Here is a 19,988-nt window from a genome sequence, read left to right on the forward strand (position 1 = left end):
ACTATTTTAGTCGCGATAGATTCTAGTTAAGTCTTGGTAATGATCGATTCGACGATCCCGTAAATACGGCCATATACGTCTTACGTTTTCTGAGCGTTTTTGATCAAGTTCGATTACTAAAATTTGCTCATCAGTTGTATTAGCCTCAGAGAGTAGCTCACCTTGAGGGCCCGCAATAAATGAATTCCCCCAAAATTGAATACCGTTACTTTGAGCACTCGGGTCATTTTCATGGCCAACACGATTACAACTGATCACAGGAACCCCGTTTGCTACGGCATGCGCACGTTGAGAGATCACCCAAGCATCTTTTTGGCGAGCTTGTTCGCCTTTGTCATCACGTGGATCCCAGCCAATAGCTGTTGGGTAAATTAGTAGCTCAGCACCGGCCATAGCCATTAAGCGTGCGGCTTCAGGAAACCATTGATCCCAACATACTAACACGCCAAGTTTACCAACCGAGGTTTGAATTGGTTCAAAACCAAGATCACCTGGTGTGAAGTAAAATTTTTCGTAAAAGCCTGGGTCGTCAGGAATGTGCATTTTACGGTATTTGCCCGCAATAGTGCCGTCTTTTTCAATTACGACGGCTGTATTATGATAAAGCCCTGTTGCACGTTTTTCAAAAAGTGACGCGACAATAACAATGCCAAGTTCTTTAGCAAGTTGGCCTAAAGTATTACTGCTAGGGCCAGGTATTGTTTCAGCTAAATCAAATACATCAACGTCTTCAGTTTGGCAAAAATAAAGACTGCGATGGAGTTCTTGAAGCACCACTAATTGCGCGCCTTGGCTTACGGCATCGCGAATCCCTGCGATTGATTTTGCCATGTTTTCGTCGGCATTATCACTATTTGTTTGTTGCACTAGGGCAACCGTTAACTTATCAGGGCTATTCACTTAGGGCCTCCGGCTAAAAATCCACGCGGTAATTGCATGGTAATACAATGTAAACTGCCAAATTGGGCAATGATCGGTAAACAATTCACACCAATAATTTTATGACTAGGGTAGGCGCTTTGTATACGTTCAAGGGCTAATGCGTCTTTGCTGTCATTATACGTCGGTACAAGCACGGCATTGTTAATGATTAAATAATTCGCATAGGTTGCAGGGAGCCTATCATTGTCAGCGTTAAATACAGCTTTAGGCCATGGCAAATCAATTAATGTGTATGGCTTGCCTGTGTGAGTTGTAAAGCTTTTAAGCTGTTTTTCCATCGCATCGAGGGCGCTGTAATGCTCGTCATTGTTGTCGTCACATTTTACATAGACAAGGGTATTGTTAGGTGCAAAGCGCACGAGAGTATCAATGTGACTGTCGGTGTCATCACCGGCTAAGTAACCATGGTCTACCCATAAAAAGTCGTTTGCACCCAGCTGAGTACGTAAAACGTGCTCAATATCATCAGTGCTCAGTGACGGGTTACGATTTTGGTTGAGTAAACACTCGCGTGTGGTGAGCAATGTACCGTGTTCATTTATTTCAATACCCCCACCTTCAAGTACTAGATCAATGGCTTGATATTGATTATTGGGATGAGCGAGTTGTTTGACAAGCACGGCATTAATTTGATTATCCAATGTGCTTTCAAACTTGTTACCCCAGCCATTAAACGTGAAGTCGTTTATTGTTAGTTCTGCGGGGTTATCAAGCGATGCGCAGGTCAAAGGTCCATGATCGCGTGCCCATGTATCATTACATGGAGTCACTACAAAATGCACGCGACTTAAATCAACATCATTGGTAAGCAATAATTGCGTTATATGTGTTTTAAGTGTGTCATCGTGCGCGACGATCACTAACTGTTGAGCGTTACATATATGTTGGCAAAGCTGTACATATACGGGCTCAACAGCGGTTAAATTATCACGCCAATCAGTGGCTTGATGAGGCCATGTTAGCATGACAGCGTCTTGCTCGGCCCATTCGGGTAAAAGTCTAAAGTTCATGGATTTAATAAACAAACAAAGGTGTTGCTAGTTTAGCATTTCGGCCGAAGAAGTCAGCTTTTTCATGGTTAATGTTCAGGTTTTGTTGGTGTGTTTGTGCTTTTATCGTTTTGGAATGATCCATCTAAAGGCGTATCGAGCGCTTGCTGTTGTTGGCGTTTTTTGAGCTGTCGCGTTTGTGCATGTAAAGTAGCGCGAACAACGAGTTCTTGATCTGAATCACGAATGGCAATAAATAGCAGCGTATATTGATATTGATCGTCATCTTGCTTTTCAATCGCAACGACTTCGGTATAACAATAAACGGCAGATGCTTCATGCTGTAAAAACAATTTTGTGCGAAATGTGTGACCTAATGAATACACGTTATCTGAGGTGAATTTAACACCGCCACCGCCATAACTATCGCAGTACATTGTATTATCTTCGGGCTGTTCTGATGCCAATATATGGCTCATTATTAGGTCTATTTTACGCGATTGTGCTTGTAAAAATACGGCAAGTTCTTGTGCTATATCGCCTAAGTTACGCAGTGGCCGTAATGAACTTAACTCTAATTCACTGACTTCATTGGCAAGCTTAAATAATGGGGGAATATCAGCTTCGAGTTGTGCGAGAGTTTTAGGAACCGCATGAGGGTCAACTGCAAATAGATTTACACGGTTACTTTCATCAATTTGAAAATATTGCTCAAACTCAGTTAGTTTTTCATTGTTCATATTAAGGCTCCTCGACGCACGAACTATTATATACCCAAGCCACCTCAAGATACAGAATTCAGCGTTTCACAGGGGCTTATTATCAAGGCGTTACTTTGCAAGAATGGCCATCCCTTTTAAGAAGTAACAACGCTGATAGTAAGTGCCTGTGAAACGCCCAACGGGTTGGTTTAAAAGCGATTTATACTGCGTTATTGATTTTAACAATAGAACCACTATTATTTACAATCAATGCCTTGCCTAAATCGCTTTTAATTCCAACGACGCTCGCATTTTGAGGTGGTTTGGGTATAGTAGCGCCCGCGAGAAGAAATTGCTAGTTATCTGACACCCATAAAAAAGGGCAAACTACTGTTTGCCCTTATATTTTTAATCGCTATTAATTATAAATTACTTTCAGGTGTATCTACATTTTCACGCTTATGATGCAGGGCTATTTCATCCGCTAGCTCAGTGCGAGAACGTTTTTCACTTAGCTTACGATCTGTTAGCCAGTAAAAGAATAATGGTACAAAAAACACGGCTAAGAAAGTGGCGGCCATCATGCCACCCATCACGCCTGTACCAACGCTATGACGTGCACCAGCTCCTGCGCCAGAGCTAAGTACCAATGGAACAACACCTAAAATAAACGCTAATGATGTCATAATTATTGGCCTAAAACGCAAGCGTGCTGCTTCAAGTGCTGCGGCGCTGGCACTCCAGCCTTGTTGGTGCTTCATAAGGGCATATTCAACAATTAATATGGCATTCTTACTGGCCAGGCCAAGGAGTGTTACTAAGCCAATTTGAAAGTAAACATCGTTTGTCATGCCGACTAACCAAATTGACACCAGTGCGCCAAATGTACCAAATGGTAGTGCAAGCATAACTGATAATGGTAACGACCAGCGCTCGTATAAAGCCGCAAGAATTAAAAACACCATAATAACAGCCAGGCCAAGTGCGATACCTGTAGTGCCAGAACTTCGTTTTTCTTGGAATGCAGAGCCTGTCCAATCGTAGGTCATATCAGGTGGTAACACGGCTTTTGCGATGCGTTCCACTTCAGCAATTGCTTGACCAGAGCTATAACCGAGAGCTGCATTACCGAGCAGTTTTACAGCCGGTAAATTGTTATAGCGGTTAAGGCTCTCAGGCCCGCGGCTAAAATCGACATTTGTAAATGCAGACATTGGCACCATGGTTCCTTGGTTGTTTTTAACATAAATACGGCCAATGTCATCGGGCTTCATCCTAAACTCAGCTTCAGCAGACATCAATACCTGCCATGCACGACCAAACTTGTTAAAGTCATTGACATAGTAAGTGCCCAGCGTGCCGGCAAGGGCAGTAAAGGCATCATCAATTTCAATACCCATTGCACGTGCTTGTTCGCGGTCAACATTTACTTTTAGCTGCGGGGCATTGGGACGCCAAAGCGTTTGCAAGCCACTTAAAACAGGACTCTTTTGTGCTTCAGCCATCATCATTCCCATGGCTTGTTGTAGTTTTTCAGGGCCACCAGCACCTTTGTTTTGAATATAAAACTCAAAACCACCGGTACTACCTAAACCAAAAATAGCAGGGGGATTAAATGCAAGTACTAAGGCTTCGTTAATATGTGCAGTTTTCATAAACAGCTCATTGACGAGGCTTTTTGTATCTATCTCGCGTTCATCCCAATGTTTTTGGGTAACAAACAAGGTCGCGGCACTATTTTTATAACCGCCACCAATAAAGTCAAAGCCTGTAAAAGCAACCACGTTTTCATTGGCTGGGTTTGATTGCACTGCTGCAATTACTTCTTTTACTACTTCCTCAGTGCGTTCAAGCGATGAACCATCAGGTAAGAAAATAGCGGAGATGTAATAACCTTGATCTTCATCAGGGACTAAAGAACCAGGGGTATTTTTCCAAAGTCCAATAGTAATAGACACCATGCCAATCATTAATAATAAACCTAATGCGCCACGGCGAACCATATAGCCAACCGCGCCAACATATTTACTGGTTATTTTAGTAAAAATACGGTTAAACCATAAAAAGAAGGAGGCTGTTTGTTTATGTTCTTGTTTTAAAATAAGTACACATAACGCGGGGGTCATGGTCAATGCGACGACACCAGATAAACTCACTGCAATTGAGATGGTAATCGCAAACTGGCGGAATAACTCACCGGTTAAGCCACCTAAAAAGGCTATGGGCACAAATACAGAGCAAAGTACGAGTACAATCGCGACGACCGGACCTGATACTTCTTTCATTGCTTTTATGGCAGCTTCGTGGGCGCTGACATGCTCTTCATGCATAATCCGTTCGACATTTTCCAGTACAACAATGGCATCGTCAACAACAATACCAATGGACAGCACCATACCAAACAGAGTGAGTGAGTTAATAGAATAACCAAGCATGTACATACCAGCAAAAGTACCTAATAAAGACACAGGTACGGCTAATGTTGGAATTAGCGTCGCGCGCCAATTTTGTAAAAACAGATACACGACCAAGAAAACCAATATCATTGCTTCAATAAGCGTGATTACAACTTCACGAATAGACACTTCAACAAAGCGAGTGGTGTCGTAAGAGTTTAAATGCGCAAGACCGACAGGGAATTGTTGTTTAATTTCTGCTAGTACACCATTTACTTCTTCAGCTACATCAAGTGCATTTGCACCAGGTTGTAAAAATATACCTAAAAGTACGGCTTCTTTACCGTTAATAGTACCGCTGAAATTGTAATCTTTTGACCCTAATTCAACACGTGCAATATCTTTTAAACGTAAACTACTGCCATCTAAATTTGAACGAATGATAATCTCTTCAAATTGGCTTGGCTCAGACAAACGCCCTTGTGCGGTAACACTATAAACCAGTTCTTGGGCTGATTGGGAGGTTGGCGTAGCGCCAATTTTACCCGCAGCGTATTGTGAATTTTGTGAGCGAATAGCACCTGCTATTTCTTCAACGGTAACACCTAATTGACTCATTACATCTGGGCGTAACCAAATACGCATAGCGTAATCTTTCGCACCAAATATTTGTACGCTGGTGGTTCCAGGTATACGTTTAATACGATCTAAAATATTGAGGGTAACGTAATTTGAGGTCCACAAGCTGCTGCGGCTTTCATCGGGAGAATAAAAGGCATGAACTTGCAAGAAGCTTGATGAGCCTTTTTGAACAACCACACCTTGACGACGCGTTTCTTCAGGTAGGCGCGCTTCAACTTGCTTAACGCGGTTATTGACGTTCACAGCCGCTTGGTCAATATCGGTACCAATTTCAAAGGTTACCTCAATCGTGGTTGCGCCTGAGCTGGTTGATGTAGAAGCCATGTACATCATGCCTTCAACACCAGTGATCGCATTCTCAATAGGCGCTGCAACGGTTTGTTCAAGCACCTCAGCAGATGCACCCGGATAAGCTGCAGTTACTTGCACAACAGGAGGGGCTATTTCAGGGTATTGTGCGATGGGTAAACTGCGCATTGCAGCTAAGCCAGCCAATACAATAACAATTGAAATAACAAATGCAAAAATAGGTCTGTCTATAAAATAACGAGAAAACATAATACTCCCTGCGCCTATTCTGCGCTTACGCTGTTTGTTGCATTGTTAACGGCTACCGGCATGCCAGGGAAGAAGATACGTGCCATACCATCGACAATTATTTCATCCCCTGCGTTAATGCCTGATTTAATTAACCAAAAGTTTTTATCACCAGCATTTGCTGGCTTTTGCACCCACTCACCAACAACAACAGGCGCAGGTCGGGCAATAGTGCCACCTTGCTCACCTTTAGCTACAACGTAGACAAATTTCCCCATACCGTTATCAAGTACCGCGCGCTGTGGCACAACAAACGCATTTTTACGCACTGCACCTTTTAAACTCACGCGAACAAATTGACCCGGACGAAGTTTAAAATCAGGGTTGGGTATAATAGCTTGTAGTTCACTGGTGCCCGTATTTGGGTTAATGCGTACATCAGAGAAGTTAACTAGGCCACTTTTGCTATATATAGAGCCATCTTGCAGTTTAATGCTAGTTTGCCAATGACCGCTTTGTGGCAATGTTAGTGAACCGTTAGCTTCATCTTGGCGCATTTGCAATTGTTCACGCTCCGAAATACCAAAACGTAAACGGATAGGATCAAGCTGGGTTATTTGCGTTAGCAGTAAATCAGGACCTGAAACATAAGTGCCTTCAGAGACAAATTCACGGCCCATAACACCTGCAACAGGCGCTTTAACTTGCGCATACTCGAGATTTAATTGTGCTTCTTTTAACGCAACTTTAGCGGCTGCTAAATTAGTTTTCGCGATGTCTGTAGTCGAGCTGGCGTTATCATAATCACGTTGTGAAACAGATTTTTCAGCGCGCAGTTTACCTAATCGCTTTACATCTCTTTGTGCTTGAACGAGTGATGCTTTTGCGCCGTCAAAGGCGGCTTGGGCACGTTCTAGCGCTAATTGATAAGGTTCTAAATCAACGGTGAATAATGATCGGCCTTTTGTCACTGTTTGACCTTCGTCAAAGTTACGTGATTCTAAAATACCGGTTACGCGTGCTCTTACTTCAACTTCTTTTGAGCCAGAAAGTGTTGCAGGTAATTCAATTGTAAAAGGCGCATCTTCAGTTGCGGCAATCACGGTTGCTACAGAGGCTGGTTGCATAGCCGCTTGCGGTGTTTGTGGGGCTTCACTGCAACCTTGTAAAAGTAAGGCTGTTGAGGCAAATAAAAAGAAAGAAAGAGACAATTTTGATAGTGCGAAAGACTGACGCATGTTTACTCCACAGTTCCAATTGTTAAGTATAATATTTTAAGCATGTATTAAGCTGCCTGAGTATGGCATTTAGCTGGTTTTATGACCAGCATGTAAAGACAAATTACTTTTATTCAGCTTAAGTAAACGCAAGTGTATACCTTAATTTTTAATAGGTATACACTTGCGTTTACTTTTTTACTCTTAGCATTCAAATACAAAAAATAATGCTACAATGTTTGTATTGATATTGGGGGCATTATGGAATCGAGTAATAACAAACAAAATGATGTGCTATGTGCTGCGATACATGAATTTGCGCGCCGTGGGTTAGCGGGTACTACGATGGAAGCCATCGCTAAAAAAGCCACTGTATCTAAGCGTACGCTTTATAAGCACTATGCAAACAAGCAAGCACTATTTGATGAAGTTGTATCATTACTTTTAGCACGCATTGCACAATTACAGAGTTACCAATACTTAAAAGACATACCAATTTATGATCAGTTAAAAGATTTGGCAAAGCTCTGTTTATCTTTGGGCAATGATGAAGATTACCTAACATTGTCACGTATTGTGATTATTGAATCTATGCGAGATAAAGAGCAAGCAGCTCGCCTTGAAGTAAAGTTTTTAGACTGTGAAAAAGGCCTACTAACGTGGTTTGAACAAGCTCAAAGCGCGGGTGTACTTAATGATGTACCTGCTGATATTGCCGCTGCATTTTTTTATGGTGGTTTAAAAAAAATGGCGTATTGGGAGCAAGTGATTAAATGGAAGCCCGCTTTAGATGAAGCGCGCTTAGAGCAGCTTGTGGATTTAACATCGCGCTTTTTTATCAGTGGCATCAAGCTTGAAAAGTAAAAGCTTGATGCTGGGTATCAACTGATTGCCCTAGGATTAATTAAAGACTGACGTTATTATTTAAGTAACGCTACTAACTCAGTTAAATCGTTCACCTTGTAGTCAGGTGTTTTTGCAAGCGGATAGAGTGCTTTACCAGGGCGTGCTATAAATGCCGTTTGTAAGCCTGCTGCTTTTGCGCCCGCAACATCCCATCCGTGCGCGGCTACCATTAGTGCTTCTTCAGGTTTTACCTGTAATTTTTGTAACACCCATTCATAAGTACGTAAATCAGGTTTGTAGATTTTGATATCTTCAATGCTGTAACGGGCTTGAAAAAAATCAGTTAGACCTGCATTTTCAAATTGTGTTTTAACCCCGTTATTTGATGAATTAGTTAAGCTAACTAATTTATAACCACGATCTTTGAGTATTTGCAGTGCTGTTTTTACATCCGAGTGAGGCGGTAAACTCAGTAGTGGTGTAACAATCGCTGTTTTCGCTTGCTCTGCATTGAGTTTAATCGCGTTGTTTTGCGCAACCATTAGCAGCGATGCCACACCAATTTTTCCAAAGTCTTGATAGTCACCAATTGCCGTACTTACCAAAGAGTGATGCAACATAGTTGAAAACCATAATGGTAGTAAGTCTTCTCGCCCGCCCAACGCAGCCCCAATAGATGTTCGCATAGATTCAAGATCGAGCAGGGTTTCATTTACATCAAAAATAATTACTTTTGGTTGCGCTAATGTTTTTTCAGCTGCCATAAGATCGCCTCCTATAAAGTGACAGACTACAAGTAAGCTTAATGTTAGCGTTTTAAGTTGTTCAAACAACACCATAATATTAACAGTCCTGTTGTAGTGCATTTAAAATAGCACAGGGCTCTGCGCGTAATGTGTAATCACTATCAACAAAAGCATAAATCACATTACCTTTTTGGTTAATGATATAGGTGGCAGGTAGAGGGAGTTGATAGCTATTGTCTCCATTGGCAGCAGGGATATCTAAACCAAATTGTGCATAAATAGGTTTTAATCGCTCATCTAATGTAAACACTAAACCTAATTGCCTAGCAACTTTGTTGCTCGTATCAGAGAGTACATTAAAGGCTAATTCATTCTTTTCAAAAGTTGATAATGATGCATCAGGGAGCTGTGGCGATATCGCAATCAGCTGAGCATTTACGGCTTTAAACTCAGGAAGCATCTCGTTGAGGGCTTTAAGTTCTAAATTACAGTACGGGCACCAGCCACCGCGATAAAAACTAATAATGACGGGGCCTTGCTCTAATAGCGTAGACAGAGTGACGGGTTCATTAAGGTGATTATTTAACGTAAAATCATTTATTGACTGGTTTAGTTTTAATGCATTAAATTCAATATGCTGTGCAATTAAATCTTCAGTGGTAGCATCCATAAGCGCGAGAATGTCGCTAGGCACTTTAGCAATTTTGGCTAGGTTGTAGTCGTCTATTTGTGCTTTTAAAGTCATGATTAGTTTTCCTGTTTATCATTTAATATAAGCGAGTATAGTGTTTGGTTTAATTAAATAAACACTGCAAAAACGAAAGCTTAATTCGAAAAATTCAAACGCTTTAAAAGGGTTGGTTATGTACAGCATTAGTGATTTAGAAACATTTATAGCGATTGTGGAAAATAAAGGTGTGTTAGCTGGGGCAAGTGCACAAGGGCTTTCGCCTGCAACAGTGAGCCATCGGTTGGCTAAGCTTGAGCGAGAATTGTCGACGGTTTTAATATTTAGAGATAGTCGCCGTATGCGTTTATCCCCAGAAGGGAAGATATTTTACCATCGTATCGGCACCATCTTGGAAGCGTTACATGATGCGGAACATAGTATCGGTGCTCGAGGTTCTTCTGTTAGCGGTTTGCTCAGGGTGACTATGCCTCCTTGGGTCTTTTCGAAGTTTGTAATGCCCAAATTAAGCGAATTTGAAGAACGTTACCCTGATTTACAGTTAGATTTTTTAATTTCTGATAACTTCGTAAATGTTGTTGATGATGCTCAGGATATTGCTATCCGAGTTGGAAAACTGAATGATTCAGGGTTACTTTCGCGCAAAGTAGTAAATAATCGGCGTATTCTATGTGTAGCACCAAGCTATGTAGAAAAGCACGGCATGCCTACTAGTTTTTCGAAGTTAGTCAATCATTATTGGGTCTGTTTACCTTGGCAGCGTCAATTAAAGTTACTAAATGAACAACAGGAAATTGTAAATTTGAATGCCAAAACACGGTTTACGATTTCTAATTCTGACAATATGACACAAGCCGCGATTGCTGGACATGGCATTGCCATAAAGTCAAAATTAGCTATCGCAGAAGAGTTACAAAGTGGTGCATTAGTAGAGGTGTTACCCGGTATTTTGGCTGACGATGATGCACCTGTATGGTTTTTAAAACCGCAAAATAGTTTAACAACGCAAAAAACAGAAGTTTTCTATGCTTTTATGAAGTCGATATTTGAATAATAACGCTCTGATTAAAGCGATTGTATTTAATTTGTTACTTTTTTTGCACCCATAATAACGACAATTTAACAATTAACCTTGTAATTGGCGCTAAAACTCGTAGTCTTAGCGTATTCATATTAACAAGGGGCAGTTAAGGATGACGCGAGGAACAAAAGTAACGACTACATTTATTGAATTGTCTGCACAACTACGACGATTTGTATCACGAATAGTACTACCTGACGATGTTGAAGATATCGTACAAGAAACCTTTGTTAAAAGTTATGAAGCCGATTTAAAGCAAGATATAAAATATACTCACAGTTATATGCTAAAAACGGCAAAAAATTTGGCGCTTAATCACATTGCGAAATGGGATAACCAATATAATGATTCTCTTGATAGCAGTGATGATTATCAGCAAAATTTATCATCGATGCAGTTAGAAGATGAAGTTACATCTAAAGAGCGATTCTTACTTTTTTGCAGAGCAACAGAGCAATTAAGTCAACCAGTACGTAAATGTTTTATATTAAAAAAAGTCTATGGCATGAGCCAAAAAGAAATTGCTGCGCAAATGAATTTAAGTGAAAGTACTGTTGAAAAGCACATTGCCAAAGGGTTACTAAAAGCAATGCAATACATGCAGCAGCAAGAACATCCTTCAGAGTCTGTCGCCGATAAAGACACCCTTACCAGGAGGGTAGGAAAATGAGTAATATTCATCAATTTTCATCAAAAGACGCAATTCAAGCCAAAGCAAGCCGCTGGATAAGTGCTATGGATCGTGGTTTGTCGGATACTGAACGTGCCGCATTCCAAGTATGGGTAAAGGAAAGTAAAGCACACCAAGACGCCGTATTTGAGCTTGCCCAATTGTGGGATGAGTTGAGTGTATTGAATGAATTGAGTAGTCTGTTTCCTAATAAACAAGTGCCTTCACAGCACAGTGCACCGCGTTTTAGTTTTTCTGTGGCTGCGAGTATCTTTGCTGCTATGTTGGTTGCCAGTTTTATGTTTATCGGCATTGAGCATTGGCCTAGCGCTCCACAAGAGCAGGCTAAATATAGCAAAATTTATCGCACTAAAGTGGGTGAGCAAGCAACGTATGTGTTGCCCGATAGCACGATTGTTCAGCTCAATACCAATAGTTTATTAGAAGTGGCCTACACACAAAATCGCCGACAATTGATTTTAACGCGCGGTGAAGGGCGTTTTAATGTGGCAAAAGATGCATCACGACCTTTTAGTGTCATGGCGGGTGATAAATCGTTTACAGCATTAGGGACTGTCTTTAATGTACAACGCAATGCAGCTTCTGATTTAGAGTTGGTTGTAACTGAAGGCAAAGTGATGATCACAGACCCTGCGGTTGAAGTAAATGCAGAGCACTTTGTGCAATTACAAGATGCAAGTAACGACACACTTGAAGTAAAAAATATTAATGCCAGTATTGTGATCTCAGGTGAAAAAGCATTAATAAAAGAAAGTATCACTAAGCCGATTAAACAATTAACACAAGATGATGTTCAGCGAGATTTAGCATGGCAACATGGTATGCTAATTTTTAATGGAGAACCCCTGAGCGAAGCGCTGCAAGAAGTAAGTCGTTACACTGCTACGCGCTTTGAACTAACGGATCCAGCGTTAGCTTCACTTAAAGTTGCAGGTGTTTTTAAAGCGGGTGATATTGCTGGTTTACTTGATAGCCTTAAATTAAATTTAGCCATTGATCATGAACGATTAGGTGAACATATTGTTAGCCTAAAACATAGCAATAACAGCTAAGCATGCCTACTTACTTGTTTAAATAAAGTGTTGTAAGTTACGATGGTAAAACTAAAAAGTAAAAAAATAATCAATAAAAAAATAAAATTACGTAGCGGATTTTTCTTCCTCAACTGTTTGTATAAGTTGCGCAGTAACCAAACATACACCCATTGTGGTCTATCAGTATTTGCATCGATAGCATTGAGTTTCAATGTACACGCAAATACTGTCCAGTCACAGATGGTGCAATTTGATATAAAAGCGCAGCGAGCAGATCTAGCACTGATTGACTTTGCAAAACAGACAGAACAAACCGTGGTTTTTTCATTTGAACTGGCAAAGCAGTACCAAGCCCAATCAGTATTTGGTTATTACACTCAGTTAGATGCATTAAATACAATGTTGCAAAATACTGAGCTCGATGCGGTTGTTGATCAAAATGGTTTACTGAGTATCAAACTCAAACAAATCAACAGGAATGATAACAACATGATGAAGCTTTCAGGGGTCAGTGCAGCTGTATTACCACTTTTAATGGCAGCTAATAGCCAAGCCGTTAATGCACAAGAAGAAACAGCAAAAGAAAACATCGAAAAAATTGCCATTGTCGGCAGCCGTGTAGCGGGCCGTTCAGTTGAAGATTTACCTGTTCCAGTTGATATTTTAAGTGCCGAAGCGCTTGAAAACACAGGCCAAACCGAAGTTGGCCGTATGTTACAGTCTATTGCCCCTTCATTTAACTTTTCAAGCTCGTCAATTAGTGATGGTACCGATGCATTACGCCCTGCGACATTGCGTGGTTTAGGCCCAGACCAAACACTCGTCCTGATCAATGGTAAGCGTCGCCATCAAGCGAGTATTATTCACATCAACACTTCAGTGGGGCGTGGAACTGCGGGTACAGATATGAATGCGATCCCAGCTTCAGCGATTAAACGTATTGAAGTCTTACGTGATGGTGCGGCCGCACAATATGGCTCTGATGCAATCGCGGGTGTAATTAATATTGTTTTAAAAGATGCCGATGATGGTGGTAAAGCGGCCATTAATTATGGTCAATATTCTGAAGGGGATGGCGAAACCGTCAATCTTGATTTTAATAAAGGGTTTGCATTAGGTGATGAAGGGTATGTAAACGTGACTCTTAATTACAGAGATCGCGCCCCGACTAACCGTGCTGGTTTACATGGCTCTTGCCAATTCTACGGTTGTACAGAGCTAAGTGACGGTACTTTATTGGCTGGTGATCCACGCGAGTTAACAGCGGATCGTAATACCTTTCGAATTGGTGATGCTGATTCACAACAATTTGGTTTAACTGTCAATACCGGGTATGAACTTGGCGATGGCGAGCTTTATGGTTTTATTACTTACTCAACGCGTGATAACGAATCGGCTGCGTTTTTCCGTCATAATGCAAATGCCGGTGGTAATCCAGTATTGCAAGATAACGATGCGACAATACCGTTAGGTTTCTTACCAAAAATTAATACGACTATCGACGATATTTCGTATAACTTCGGCTATAAAACACAGTTTGATAACGACGCAAGCTTAGATTTATCCTATACCTACGGTGAAAACAGCATTGGTTACACGACGAGTGACACAATTAATGCATCTTACGCAAACTTTTTACGTTATGACCAAGGTTTAAGTGCTGCTGACATACGTACGACGATCCCACGCGAGGCCTATGCCTATGGTATGGAGTTATCACTGCAAACCATCAATCTTGATTTTACGCAAGATTTTGATGATTACTCATTTGCAATGGGCGCCGAAATTCGTACTGATGAATACCGCATTTTAGAAGGTAATGAATACGCATACCGCGATTACGATACAAATAACGGGGTAAGTATTTACAACGGGTTAAGTGGTGGTGTAGGGAGTGAAAACGCATCTGGTGGCACACAAGGGTTTGGTGGTTCATCTCCAGCGTCATCTGTTGATGAGTCGCGTGATGTAATTTCATTCTATATAGACGCAGAAGCGTATGTGATAGACGATGTAATCTTATCCGGCGCACTTCGTTATGATAATTACAAAGGCTTTGGCGATACTGTTAACTTTAAATTGGCGGGTAACTGGTCAGTAACTGATGATATCTCACTTCGTGGTGCGTTGAGCTCAGGTTTTAGAGCGCCGTCTATGCAGCAGTTATACTTTAATAATATTAGTACGCAGTTTGTTGTTGGGCCTAATGGTACATTAGTTGCTGAAGAAGTGGGGACATTCAGAAATGATTCAACCCTTGCGCAAAGTTTAGGTATTCCAAAACTAAAAGAGGAAAAATCTCAAAACCGCAGTCTTGGTATTGTTTATAATGTGACTGACAACATTAATGTAACGGTTGATTACTACTCGATAGATATTGACGATCGTATTGTTATCAGTAATCGTTTAGGCAAAGGGCTTTCTTCTAGCTTAGATGCCGCACTAGTTAGCTCTGGTGCAGGTGCGGGCCAGTTTTTCTTAAATGGCGCTGATACTGAAACGCGTGGTATCGATTTTGTAGCAACATGGAATACTGAAGGGCTCGGTGGCACGCTTGATTTTACACTTGCCGCTAACTTTACTAAAACTGATGTTGTATCGTTATTTACACCAGCAGGTTCAGGTTTAGAAACAGTGCCGGTTGAAGATGTATTCTCAGATCAAGAAATTTCAATCATTGAAGAATGGCAACCAGAGGATCGTATTAACTTAAGTGCGCTTTATCAACGCGATGATTGGACGGTTAATTTATCGCTTAATCGTTTTGGTGAATACACGGTTGAAGATGGTGGAAGCCAAACGTATTCAGCAGAAATTTTGACTGATATTAAAGTGAATTACTTTGTTACAGAAGACCTATCAGTCAACATTGGTGCTAACAATTTGTTTGATGTCTATCCTGACAAAAACAAAATAGGTAATTCACGTTCAGGCACCATTGTCGATGCAAATGGTAATACTATTGTTAGTAGCCCTGGTGTATTTGAGTATTCACGCCGTTCGGCTCCATTTGGCTTTAATGGTGCATATTATTATATCGGCGCAGAATACCGTTTTTAATAAATAACTTTCCTATTGTTATTTAACATCTCAAGGGCTGAAAGGCCCTTTTTTCGCTTTGATCTGTCATAAAAATTTCACTGTTTTTTCAAGTTGAAATCTTCAATACTATCTGGACTAGACCAGGTTAAGTTGGAAATTACAATGAATGATTATTTACTACTAACCCCAGGGCCGCTAAGCACCTCTGATACAGTAAAAAAAGCGATGCTAAAGGATTGGTGTACGTGGGATGATGAATATAACCAAGGTGTAGTTCAAGCAATTCGAGCTAAGCTGGTGGCACTTGCTACTGCACATCCAGGTTACACCAGTGTGCTAATGCAAGGCAGCGGAACAGCGAGTGTAGAGTCTGCTCTTGGTAGCTTAATAAAAAGCAGTGATAAATTGTTGGTTATTAATAATGGGGCGTATGGTGAGCGAATAGGCGAAATTGCTGCCTATTTGAATATTAATACACACATTATCAATTACACCGAAACCCAACTGCCAAATGTAACTGATATTGAAGCTGTTTTACTAAACGATTCTGATATTACGCATATAGCAATGGTTCACTGCGAAACAACCACGGGTATGTTAAATCCAGCCGAAGCAGTGGGACAGTTGTCCAAAACGTATAACAAGGTGTTTGTTTTAGATGCAATGAGCAGTTTTGGTGGGATCCCTTTCGATTTGGCTGATTGGCATGTTGATGTGATGATTAGCTCGGCAAATAAATGTATTCAAGGCGTACCGGGTTTTGGTTTTGTGATTTGCAAACAGCACATTATAGCGCAAAGTGAAGGCGTTTCACGTTCCCTTTCTTTAGATCTCTTTGCACAGTGGCACTGTATGGAAAAGAACAATGGTAAGTGGCGTTTTACTTCGCCAACTCATGTTGTACGGGCTTTTTATCAGGCATTAGTCGAACTTGAAGAAGAAGGAGGGATCACAGAGCGTTATAAACGCTATAAGGAAAATCAACATATTCTTGTCACGGGAATGAAAAAGCTTGGTTTTTCTCCTTTATTAAATACGTCAGTGCATTCACCGATTATTACCTCGTTTTTATCACCAACAGGGCAGGGTTACGATTTTAAAACGTTTTATAATACACTAAAAAATCAAGGGTTTGTGATTTATCCGGGTAAAGTGTCGGATGCGGATTGCTTTCGTATTGGTAATATCGGCCATGTATTTGCAGCTGATATGCATCGCTTGCTTGACGCCGTTGCAAGTAATCTTTATTGGCAAGATACAGTATAAATTGAGTAATAAAAGCGATATTAGAAGTATCGCTTTTATTGGCCTTCGACAATCATTTCAATCGCATTGTGTAACCAATATTCAATATTATGATCAACCAATTTTTGTTGCTCATCAAAACGTTGACGCACTACTTTTAAGCATGGTGTACCACTGTTTTTTTCAAGCATCTCGCAGACATCGTCAGGAAGCACCGTTACGCTAATAATACTCTGTTCTTTTACTACATTTGTTGCATACTGTTTGGCCATGATCTCGGTAATTGAGCTATTTAACGAATACTTATTAAGACCGTCAAAGCGCTGCGCATCACAAAAAATGTCTTCAAACATGACTGCACGATTGTCTAAGCTACGCACACGTTGTAGATGATATAGACTCTGTGCGCTAAAGATATCGGTAAAATTAATATTATCGATTTTGTTCGCACTCACTAAACGTGTTTGTGCTGTGAAGCCTTGCTGCTTAGCAAGTTCGTAGAAGTTAACTTTTGTTGCTGGGTGCCACTTTAGTTTAGGCGGAGTGACAAACCAGCCTTTTCGTTTTTGACTATAAATTAATCCTTCTGCTTCTAATCGGATCAATGCCTCACGCACAGTGATACGTGTAGAGTTGAAGTGCTCTTGTAAAGCCCGCTCTGATGGCAGCTTACTGCCCGTGGCAATTTCGTCTTGCTGGAGTAGGGCGAGGATATAATTGCGAATTTCTTGAAATAAAAGCATATTTTTTATGTTTTCCACTGATTATCCGATAGCTTAGTCGATATTAATGACATTAATAAGATCTAATTTTTATGTGTGGGCCTTGTTGTTGCGCTACCAAGGCACATTGTGCATCGTGAGAAAGCTGCGCACAGGTCCTATCGTAGTCAGTGTTTGCGTAAGTTAGAGACAAAAACTAATTTCTACCTCTGTTGAAGTAATGATAGGAAAGTCTTGTTTAGACATTGTATATTACCTGAGTGATTGCGTGTCAACTTTTGCTGCACTGCCGCTGAGTTTAGCTAAGTAGCAGTCTATTTTATGCGGTTGCAAGTTTAAATCTTCAGCCAACTCTTTACGGCGAATAGCATTACGCACAATATAGGCGCCAGCGGTACGAATAGGCTCTATTGGGAATTGCTTAAGTGGCTGATTTACTAATCCGCAGTGTTGCCATTGTGGATTATTATTAAGCACCATAGCTGAGAGTATTTTTGCGCCTAAATAAGACTGAACAATACCATTACCAGAATAACCACCTGCATAAAGCACTTGCGGATGTGCGTTTAAATGCCCGAAAAAAGGAAAGCCAGTGGCACTTCTGTCAGATGGCCCAGTCCATGTGCGTTCGATAGGCAGTTCATGCCCTTTGAAAAAATGAGCCAATGAGCTATTAAGTAATTTTTTATAGTGACTTGGTTGGTCAAATTTGGGGTGTACTTTATTGCCATAACTGAAAAAATTTCCACCTTTGCCAAGCATTAAACGCCCATCTGAGGTGCTGCGGTAATAGTTAACAAAAGTGCGAGAATCAATAATTGCACTACCATGGTTTAACTTGAGCTGCTCGAGCACATCAGGTATTGGTTTGGTGATGATCATGTCACTTGAAACCAAGACTACTGAGCGGGAAAACTGGCTTTGTAAAGTGGGTAGCCACGCATTAACAGCAAAGATAAGGGTATTACAAACTAATGCCCCTTGATTGGTGGCGACATTAATTGGCTCATGCCCATGATGCTGTTTATAACGACAATGCTCAATAACATCAACCCCCATTTGTTGGGCAACACGCTTAAGCCCTCTGACTAATTTTGCTGGTTGGATACTGCCGCCATGGGCAGAAAAATGAGCATGCAAATTTTGTTTTGAGCCTGTTTGTAACAATTGCTCAGCAGTGCACTTTTGCCAAGAATTGAGTTTAAATTGATCTAAACAATCCAAAGCGTTATCAAGCAAGCCCAGTTGTGCACGGTTAGAGGCGGTATAAAAACATCCGTCGATTCTGCAGTCACAGTCAATACCTTGTTCTTTTGTGAATGCGCTTATTTCATGCACGGCTAGTTCAGATTGCTTAACTAAAAATAGCGCGTTATCTAAACCAACGAGCTTAATTAGGCTAGGAAGCTTTGTTGACCAGGTTAGCATTGCGCCGCCATTTCGCCCAGATGCGCCTTGGCCGCATAATCCTTGCTCAATAATGGTTACTTTTTTTGTAGGGTGTTGTTGTTTAATATTGATTGCAGTCCAAAGGCCGGTGAACCCGCCACCAATAATGCACACATCAGTGTGGTGCCCTTGGGGTAATAAATGAAAAGGCGCAGCGGCCTCCTCATTTATAGCGCTATCAAACCAAAAAGGTTGATATGTCATTAAGGGCGCTCTCCACGTGCAAGTCTTGCTTCAATTTGCATAAGAATAGGCTCAATATCAGCGAGTGAATCAATCACGTAATGTGCGCCACTGTAATAAAGTTGTTGGTAGGCTGTACGGGTAAGTTCATCTTGTTCGGTTTGTGAACATGCTTGCCATTGTGACTCTGTTAGGCCCACTGCATTGCCTGTTAATGCAACGCCGACTGTCCACATTCCGGCGTTTAAGCCTTCTGCAATTCCAGGTGCTGAGTCATCGACTTTAACGCAATGTGCGACATTGCTGATCCCCAATACATTTACATTTTCAAGGGCCATCCAAGGACCTGGACGAGATCCCGCTGATAATTCATCGCTGCCCACGCTGTGATCGGGTTTATAACCATATTCAGCCGCCGCAACTTCTAATATATCCATAACTTGGCGAGGATAACCTGAGCAACTGCCTATTTTCAAACCTTGTTGCTTTAAGCGATTTAACACCGGTAATACCCCTGCGATTGGCATTGCTCGCTCAGCGACTTTGGCTTTTTGTAATGGCATAAAAGTCTCGTAAATATGATCAATTTGGTCATTACTCATAGGCGCACCAAACTGTGTTTGCCAACGCGCTTTAATATCAGCAAGTGATCCTAATGTTGCGATGTGATCCCATTTACCCATGCCCATTGGAATGCGCGCTTCTTGTAAACTGATTTCGAAATTAAACGCGGTTTTAAATGCTTCAACAAAAATGGTGGTTGGAGCAACTGAGCCATGATCAACAACCGTGCCGGCCCAATCTAAAATGAGTGCTTCTAACTTTGTCATAATGTTC

The 19,988-nt window shown here is 41.1% G+C and carries 16 protein-coding genes; 6 read left to right on the forward strand and 10 right to left on the reverse strand.

Going from position 1 to position 19,988, the window contains the following annotated elements; genetic code table 11:
• Window positions 1-6: 6 nt before the first annotated feature.
• From HH219_RS00165 to HH219_RS00185, 5 genes are all read right to left on the reverse strand, one after another.
• Complete coding sequence (locus HH219_RS00165) at window positions 7-900, reverse strand: carbon-nitrogen hydrolase (protein ID WP_169326280.1); 894 nt, start codon at window positions 898-900, stop codon at window positions 7-9.
• Window positions 897-1,952 (reverse strand): agmatine deiminase family protein, encoded by a 1,056-nt coding sequence (locus HH219_RS00170; RefSeq protein WP_169326281.1) that lies wholly within the window; start codon window positions 1,950-1,952, stop codon window positions 897-899. The genes HH219_RS00165 and HH219_RS00170 overlap by 4 nt, the downstream gene beginning before the upstream one ends.
• A gap of 68 nt (window positions 1,953-2,020) precedes the next feature.
• Entirely contained in the window at window positions 2,021-2,671 is a 651-nt protein-coding gene (locus HH219_RS00175; protein ID WP_169326282.1) for a PilZ domain-containing protein, read from the reverse strand.
• A gap of 383 nt (window positions 2,672-3,054) precedes the next feature.
• Window positions 3,055-6,228 (reverse strand): multidrug efflux RND transporter permease subunit, encoded by a 3,174-nt coding sequence (locus HH219_RS00180; RefSeq protein WP_169326283.1) that lies wholly within the window; start codon window positions 6,226-6,228, stop codon window positions 3,055-3,057.
• A gap of 14 nt (window positions 6,229-6,242) precedes the next feature.
• Window positions 6,243-7,445, reverse strand: coding sequence for an efflux RND transporter periplasmic adaptor subunit (locus tag HH219_RS00185; protein WP_054203529.1), 1,203 nt, complete (start codon window positions 7,443-7,445; stop codon window positions 6,243-6,245).
• 240 nt (window positions 7,446-7,685) lie between these two features.
• Here HH219_RS00185 and HH219_RS00190 point away from each other — a divergent pair, with 240 nt between their 5' ends.
• Entirely contained in the window at window positions 7,686-8,288 is a 603-nt protein-coding gene (locus HH219_RS00190; protein WP_054203530.1) for a TetR/AcrR family transcriptional regulator, read from the forward strand.
• 56 nt (window positions 8,289-8,344) lie between these two features.
• Here HH219_RS00190 and HH219_RS00195 read toward each other — a convergent pair whose 3' ends face one another.
• Window positions 8,345-9,109, reverse strand: coding sequence for a haloacid dehalogenase type II (locus HH219_RS00195; protein ID WP_169326284.1), 765 nt, complete (start codon window positions 9,107-9,109; stop codon window positions 8,345-8,347).
• 4 nt (window positions 9,110-9,113) lie between these two features.
• The gene (locus tag HH219_RS00200) at window positions 9,114-9,761 is read right to left on the reverse strand and encodes a peroxiredoxin-like family protein (protein ID WP_169326285.1); all 648 of its coding nucleotides are present in this window, start codon (window positions 9,759-9,761) and stop codon (window positions 9,114-9,116) included.
• A 118-nt stretch (window positions 9,762-9,879) separates the two neighbouring features.
• Here HH219_RS00200 and HH219_RS00205 point away from each other — a divergent pair, with 118 nt between their 5' ends.
• From HH219_RS00205 to phnW, 5 genes are all read left to right on the forward strand, one after another.
• Window positions 9,880-10,758 carry a LysR family transcriptional regulator gene (locus HH219_RS00205; protein WP_054453388.1) on the forward strand — a complete coding sequence of 293 codons (879 nt, stop codon included), beginning with the start codon at window positions 9,880-9,882 and terminating at the stop codon, window positions 10,756-10,758.
• Window positions 10,759-10,897: 139 nt separating this feature from the next.
• Window positions 10,898-11,455 (forward strand): sigma-70 family RNA polymerase sigma factor, encoded by a 558-nt coding sequence (locus HH219_RS00210; RefSeq protein ID WP_054203534.1) that lies wholly within the window; start codon window positions 10,898-10,900, stop codon window positions 11,453-11,455.
• Window positions 11,452-12,528, forward strand: a complete 1,077-nt coding sequence (locus tag HH219_RS00215; RefSeq protein ID WP_054453390.1) for a FecR domain-containing protein — start codon at window positions 11,452-11,454, stop codon at window positions 12,526-12,528. The genes HH219_RS00210 and HH219_RS00215 overlap by 4 nt, the downstream gene beginning before the upstream one ends.
• Window positions 12,529-12,570: 42 nt before the next feature.
• Window positions 12,571-15,570 (forward strand): TonB-dependent receptor, encoded by a 3,000-nt coding sequence (locus tag HH219_RS00220; RefSeq protein WP_249118412.1) that lies wholly within the window; start codon window positions 12,571-12,573, stop codon window positions 15,568-15,570.
• A gap of 144 nt (window positions 15,571-15,714) precedes the next feature.
• The gene (gene phnW, locus HH219_RS00225; RefSeq protein ID WP_169326287.1) at window positions 15,715-16,818 is read left to right on the forward strand and encodes a 2-aminoethylphosphonate--pyruvate transaminase; all 1,104 of its coding nucleotides are present in this window, start codon (window positions 15,715-15,717) and stop codon (window positions 16,816-16,818) included.
• A gap of 35 nt (window positions 16,819-16,853) precedes the next feature.
• Here the strand turns inward: phnW and HH219_RS00230 are convergent, their stop codons facing one another.
• From HH219_RS00230 to phnX, 3 genes are all read right to left on the reverse strand, one after another.
• A complete protein-coding gene (locus HH219_RS00230; protein WP_349251601.1) occupies window positions 16,854-17,558 on the reverse strand; it encodes a GntR family transcriptional regulator in 705 nt (234 codons plus the stop codon).
• Window positions 17,559-17,771: 213 nt separating this feature from the next.
• Window positions 17,772-19,172, reverse strand: a complete 1,401-nt coding sequence (locus tag HH219_RS00235) for an FAD-dependent oxidoreductase (protein ID WP_169326288.1) — start codon at window positions 19,170-19,172, stop codon at window positions 17,772-17,774.
• Window positions 19,172-19,981 carry a phosphonoacetaldehyde hydrolase gene (gene phnX / locus HH219_RS00240; RefSeq protein ID WP_054203539.1) on the reverse strand — a complete coding sequence of 270 codons (810 nt, stop codon included), beginning with the start codon at window positions 19,979-19,981 and terminating at the stop codon, window positions 19,172-19,174. Before phnX ends, HH219_RS00235 begins: the two co-directional genes overlap by 1 nt.
• Between the last annotated feature and the right edge of the window lie 7 nt (window positions 19,982-19,988).

Origin of the sequence: Pseudoalteromonas sp. NEC-BIFX-2020_015, assembly GCF_012952265.1 — a bacterium.
GTDB lineage: Bacteria > Pseudomonadota > Gammaproteobacteria > Enterobacterales > Alteromonadaceae > Pseudoalteromonas > Pseudoalteromonas neustonica.

Excerpts from the sequence above, each read along its gene's own strand:
- HH219_RS00185 (WP_054203529.1), bottom strand. The coding sequence starts at position 7,445 with ATGCGTCAGTCTTTCGCACTATCAAAATTGTCTCTTTCTTTCTTTTTA.
- HH219_RS00190 (WP_054203530.1), top strand. The coding sequence starts at position 7,686 with ATGGAATCGAGTAATAACAAACAAAATGATGTGCTATGTGCTGCGATA.
- HH219_RS00235 (WP_169326288.1), bottom strand. The coding sequence starts at position 19,172 with ATGACATATCAACCTTTTTGGTTTGATAGCGCTATAAATGAGGAGGCC.
- HH219_RS00170 (WP_169326281.1), bottom strand. The coding sequence starts at position 1,952 with ATGAACTTTAGACTTTTACCCGAATGGGCCGAGCAAGACGCTGTCATG.
- HH219_RS00215 (WP_054453390.1), top strand. The coding sequence starts at position 11,452 with ATGAGTAATATTCATCAATTTTCATCAAAAGACGCAATTCAAGCCAAA.
- HH219_RS00200 (WP_169326285.1), bottom strand. The coding sequence starts at position 9,761 with ATGACTTTAAAAGCACAAATAGACGACTACAACCTAGCCAAAATTGCT.
- HH219_RS00180 (WP_169326283.1), bottom strand. The coding sequence starts at position 6,228 with ATGTTTTCTCGTTATTTTATAGACAGACCTATTTTTGCATTTGTTATT.
- HH219_RS00175 (WP_169326282.1), bottom strand. The coding sequence starts at position 2,671 with ATGAACAATGAAAAACTAACTGAGTTTGAGCAATATTTTCAAATTGAT.
- HH219_RS00210 (WP_054203534.1), top strand. The coding sequence starts at position 10,898 with ATGACGCGAGGAACAAAAGTAACGACTACATTTATTGAATTGTCTGCA.
- HH219_RS00195 (WP_169326284.1), bottom strand. The coding sequence starts at position 9,109 with ATGGTGTTGTTTGAACAACTTAAAACGCTAACATTAAGCTTACTTGTA.
- HH219_RS00205 (WP_054453388.1), top strand. The coding sequence starts at position 9,880 with ATGTACAGCATTAGTGATTTAGAAACATTTATAGCGATTGTGGAAAAT.
- HH219_RS00220 (WP_249118412.1), top strand. The coding sequence starts at position 12,571 with ATGGTAAAACTAAAAAGTAAAAAAATAATCAATAAAAAAATAAAATTA.
- phnW (WP_169326287.1), top strand. The coding sequence starts at position 15,715 with ATGAATGATTATTTACTACTAACCCCAGGGCCGCTAAGCACCTCTGAT.
- phnX (WP_054203539.1), bottom strand. The coding sequence starts at position 19,981 with ATGACAAAGTTAGAAGCACTCATTTTAGATTGGGCCGGCACGGTTGTT.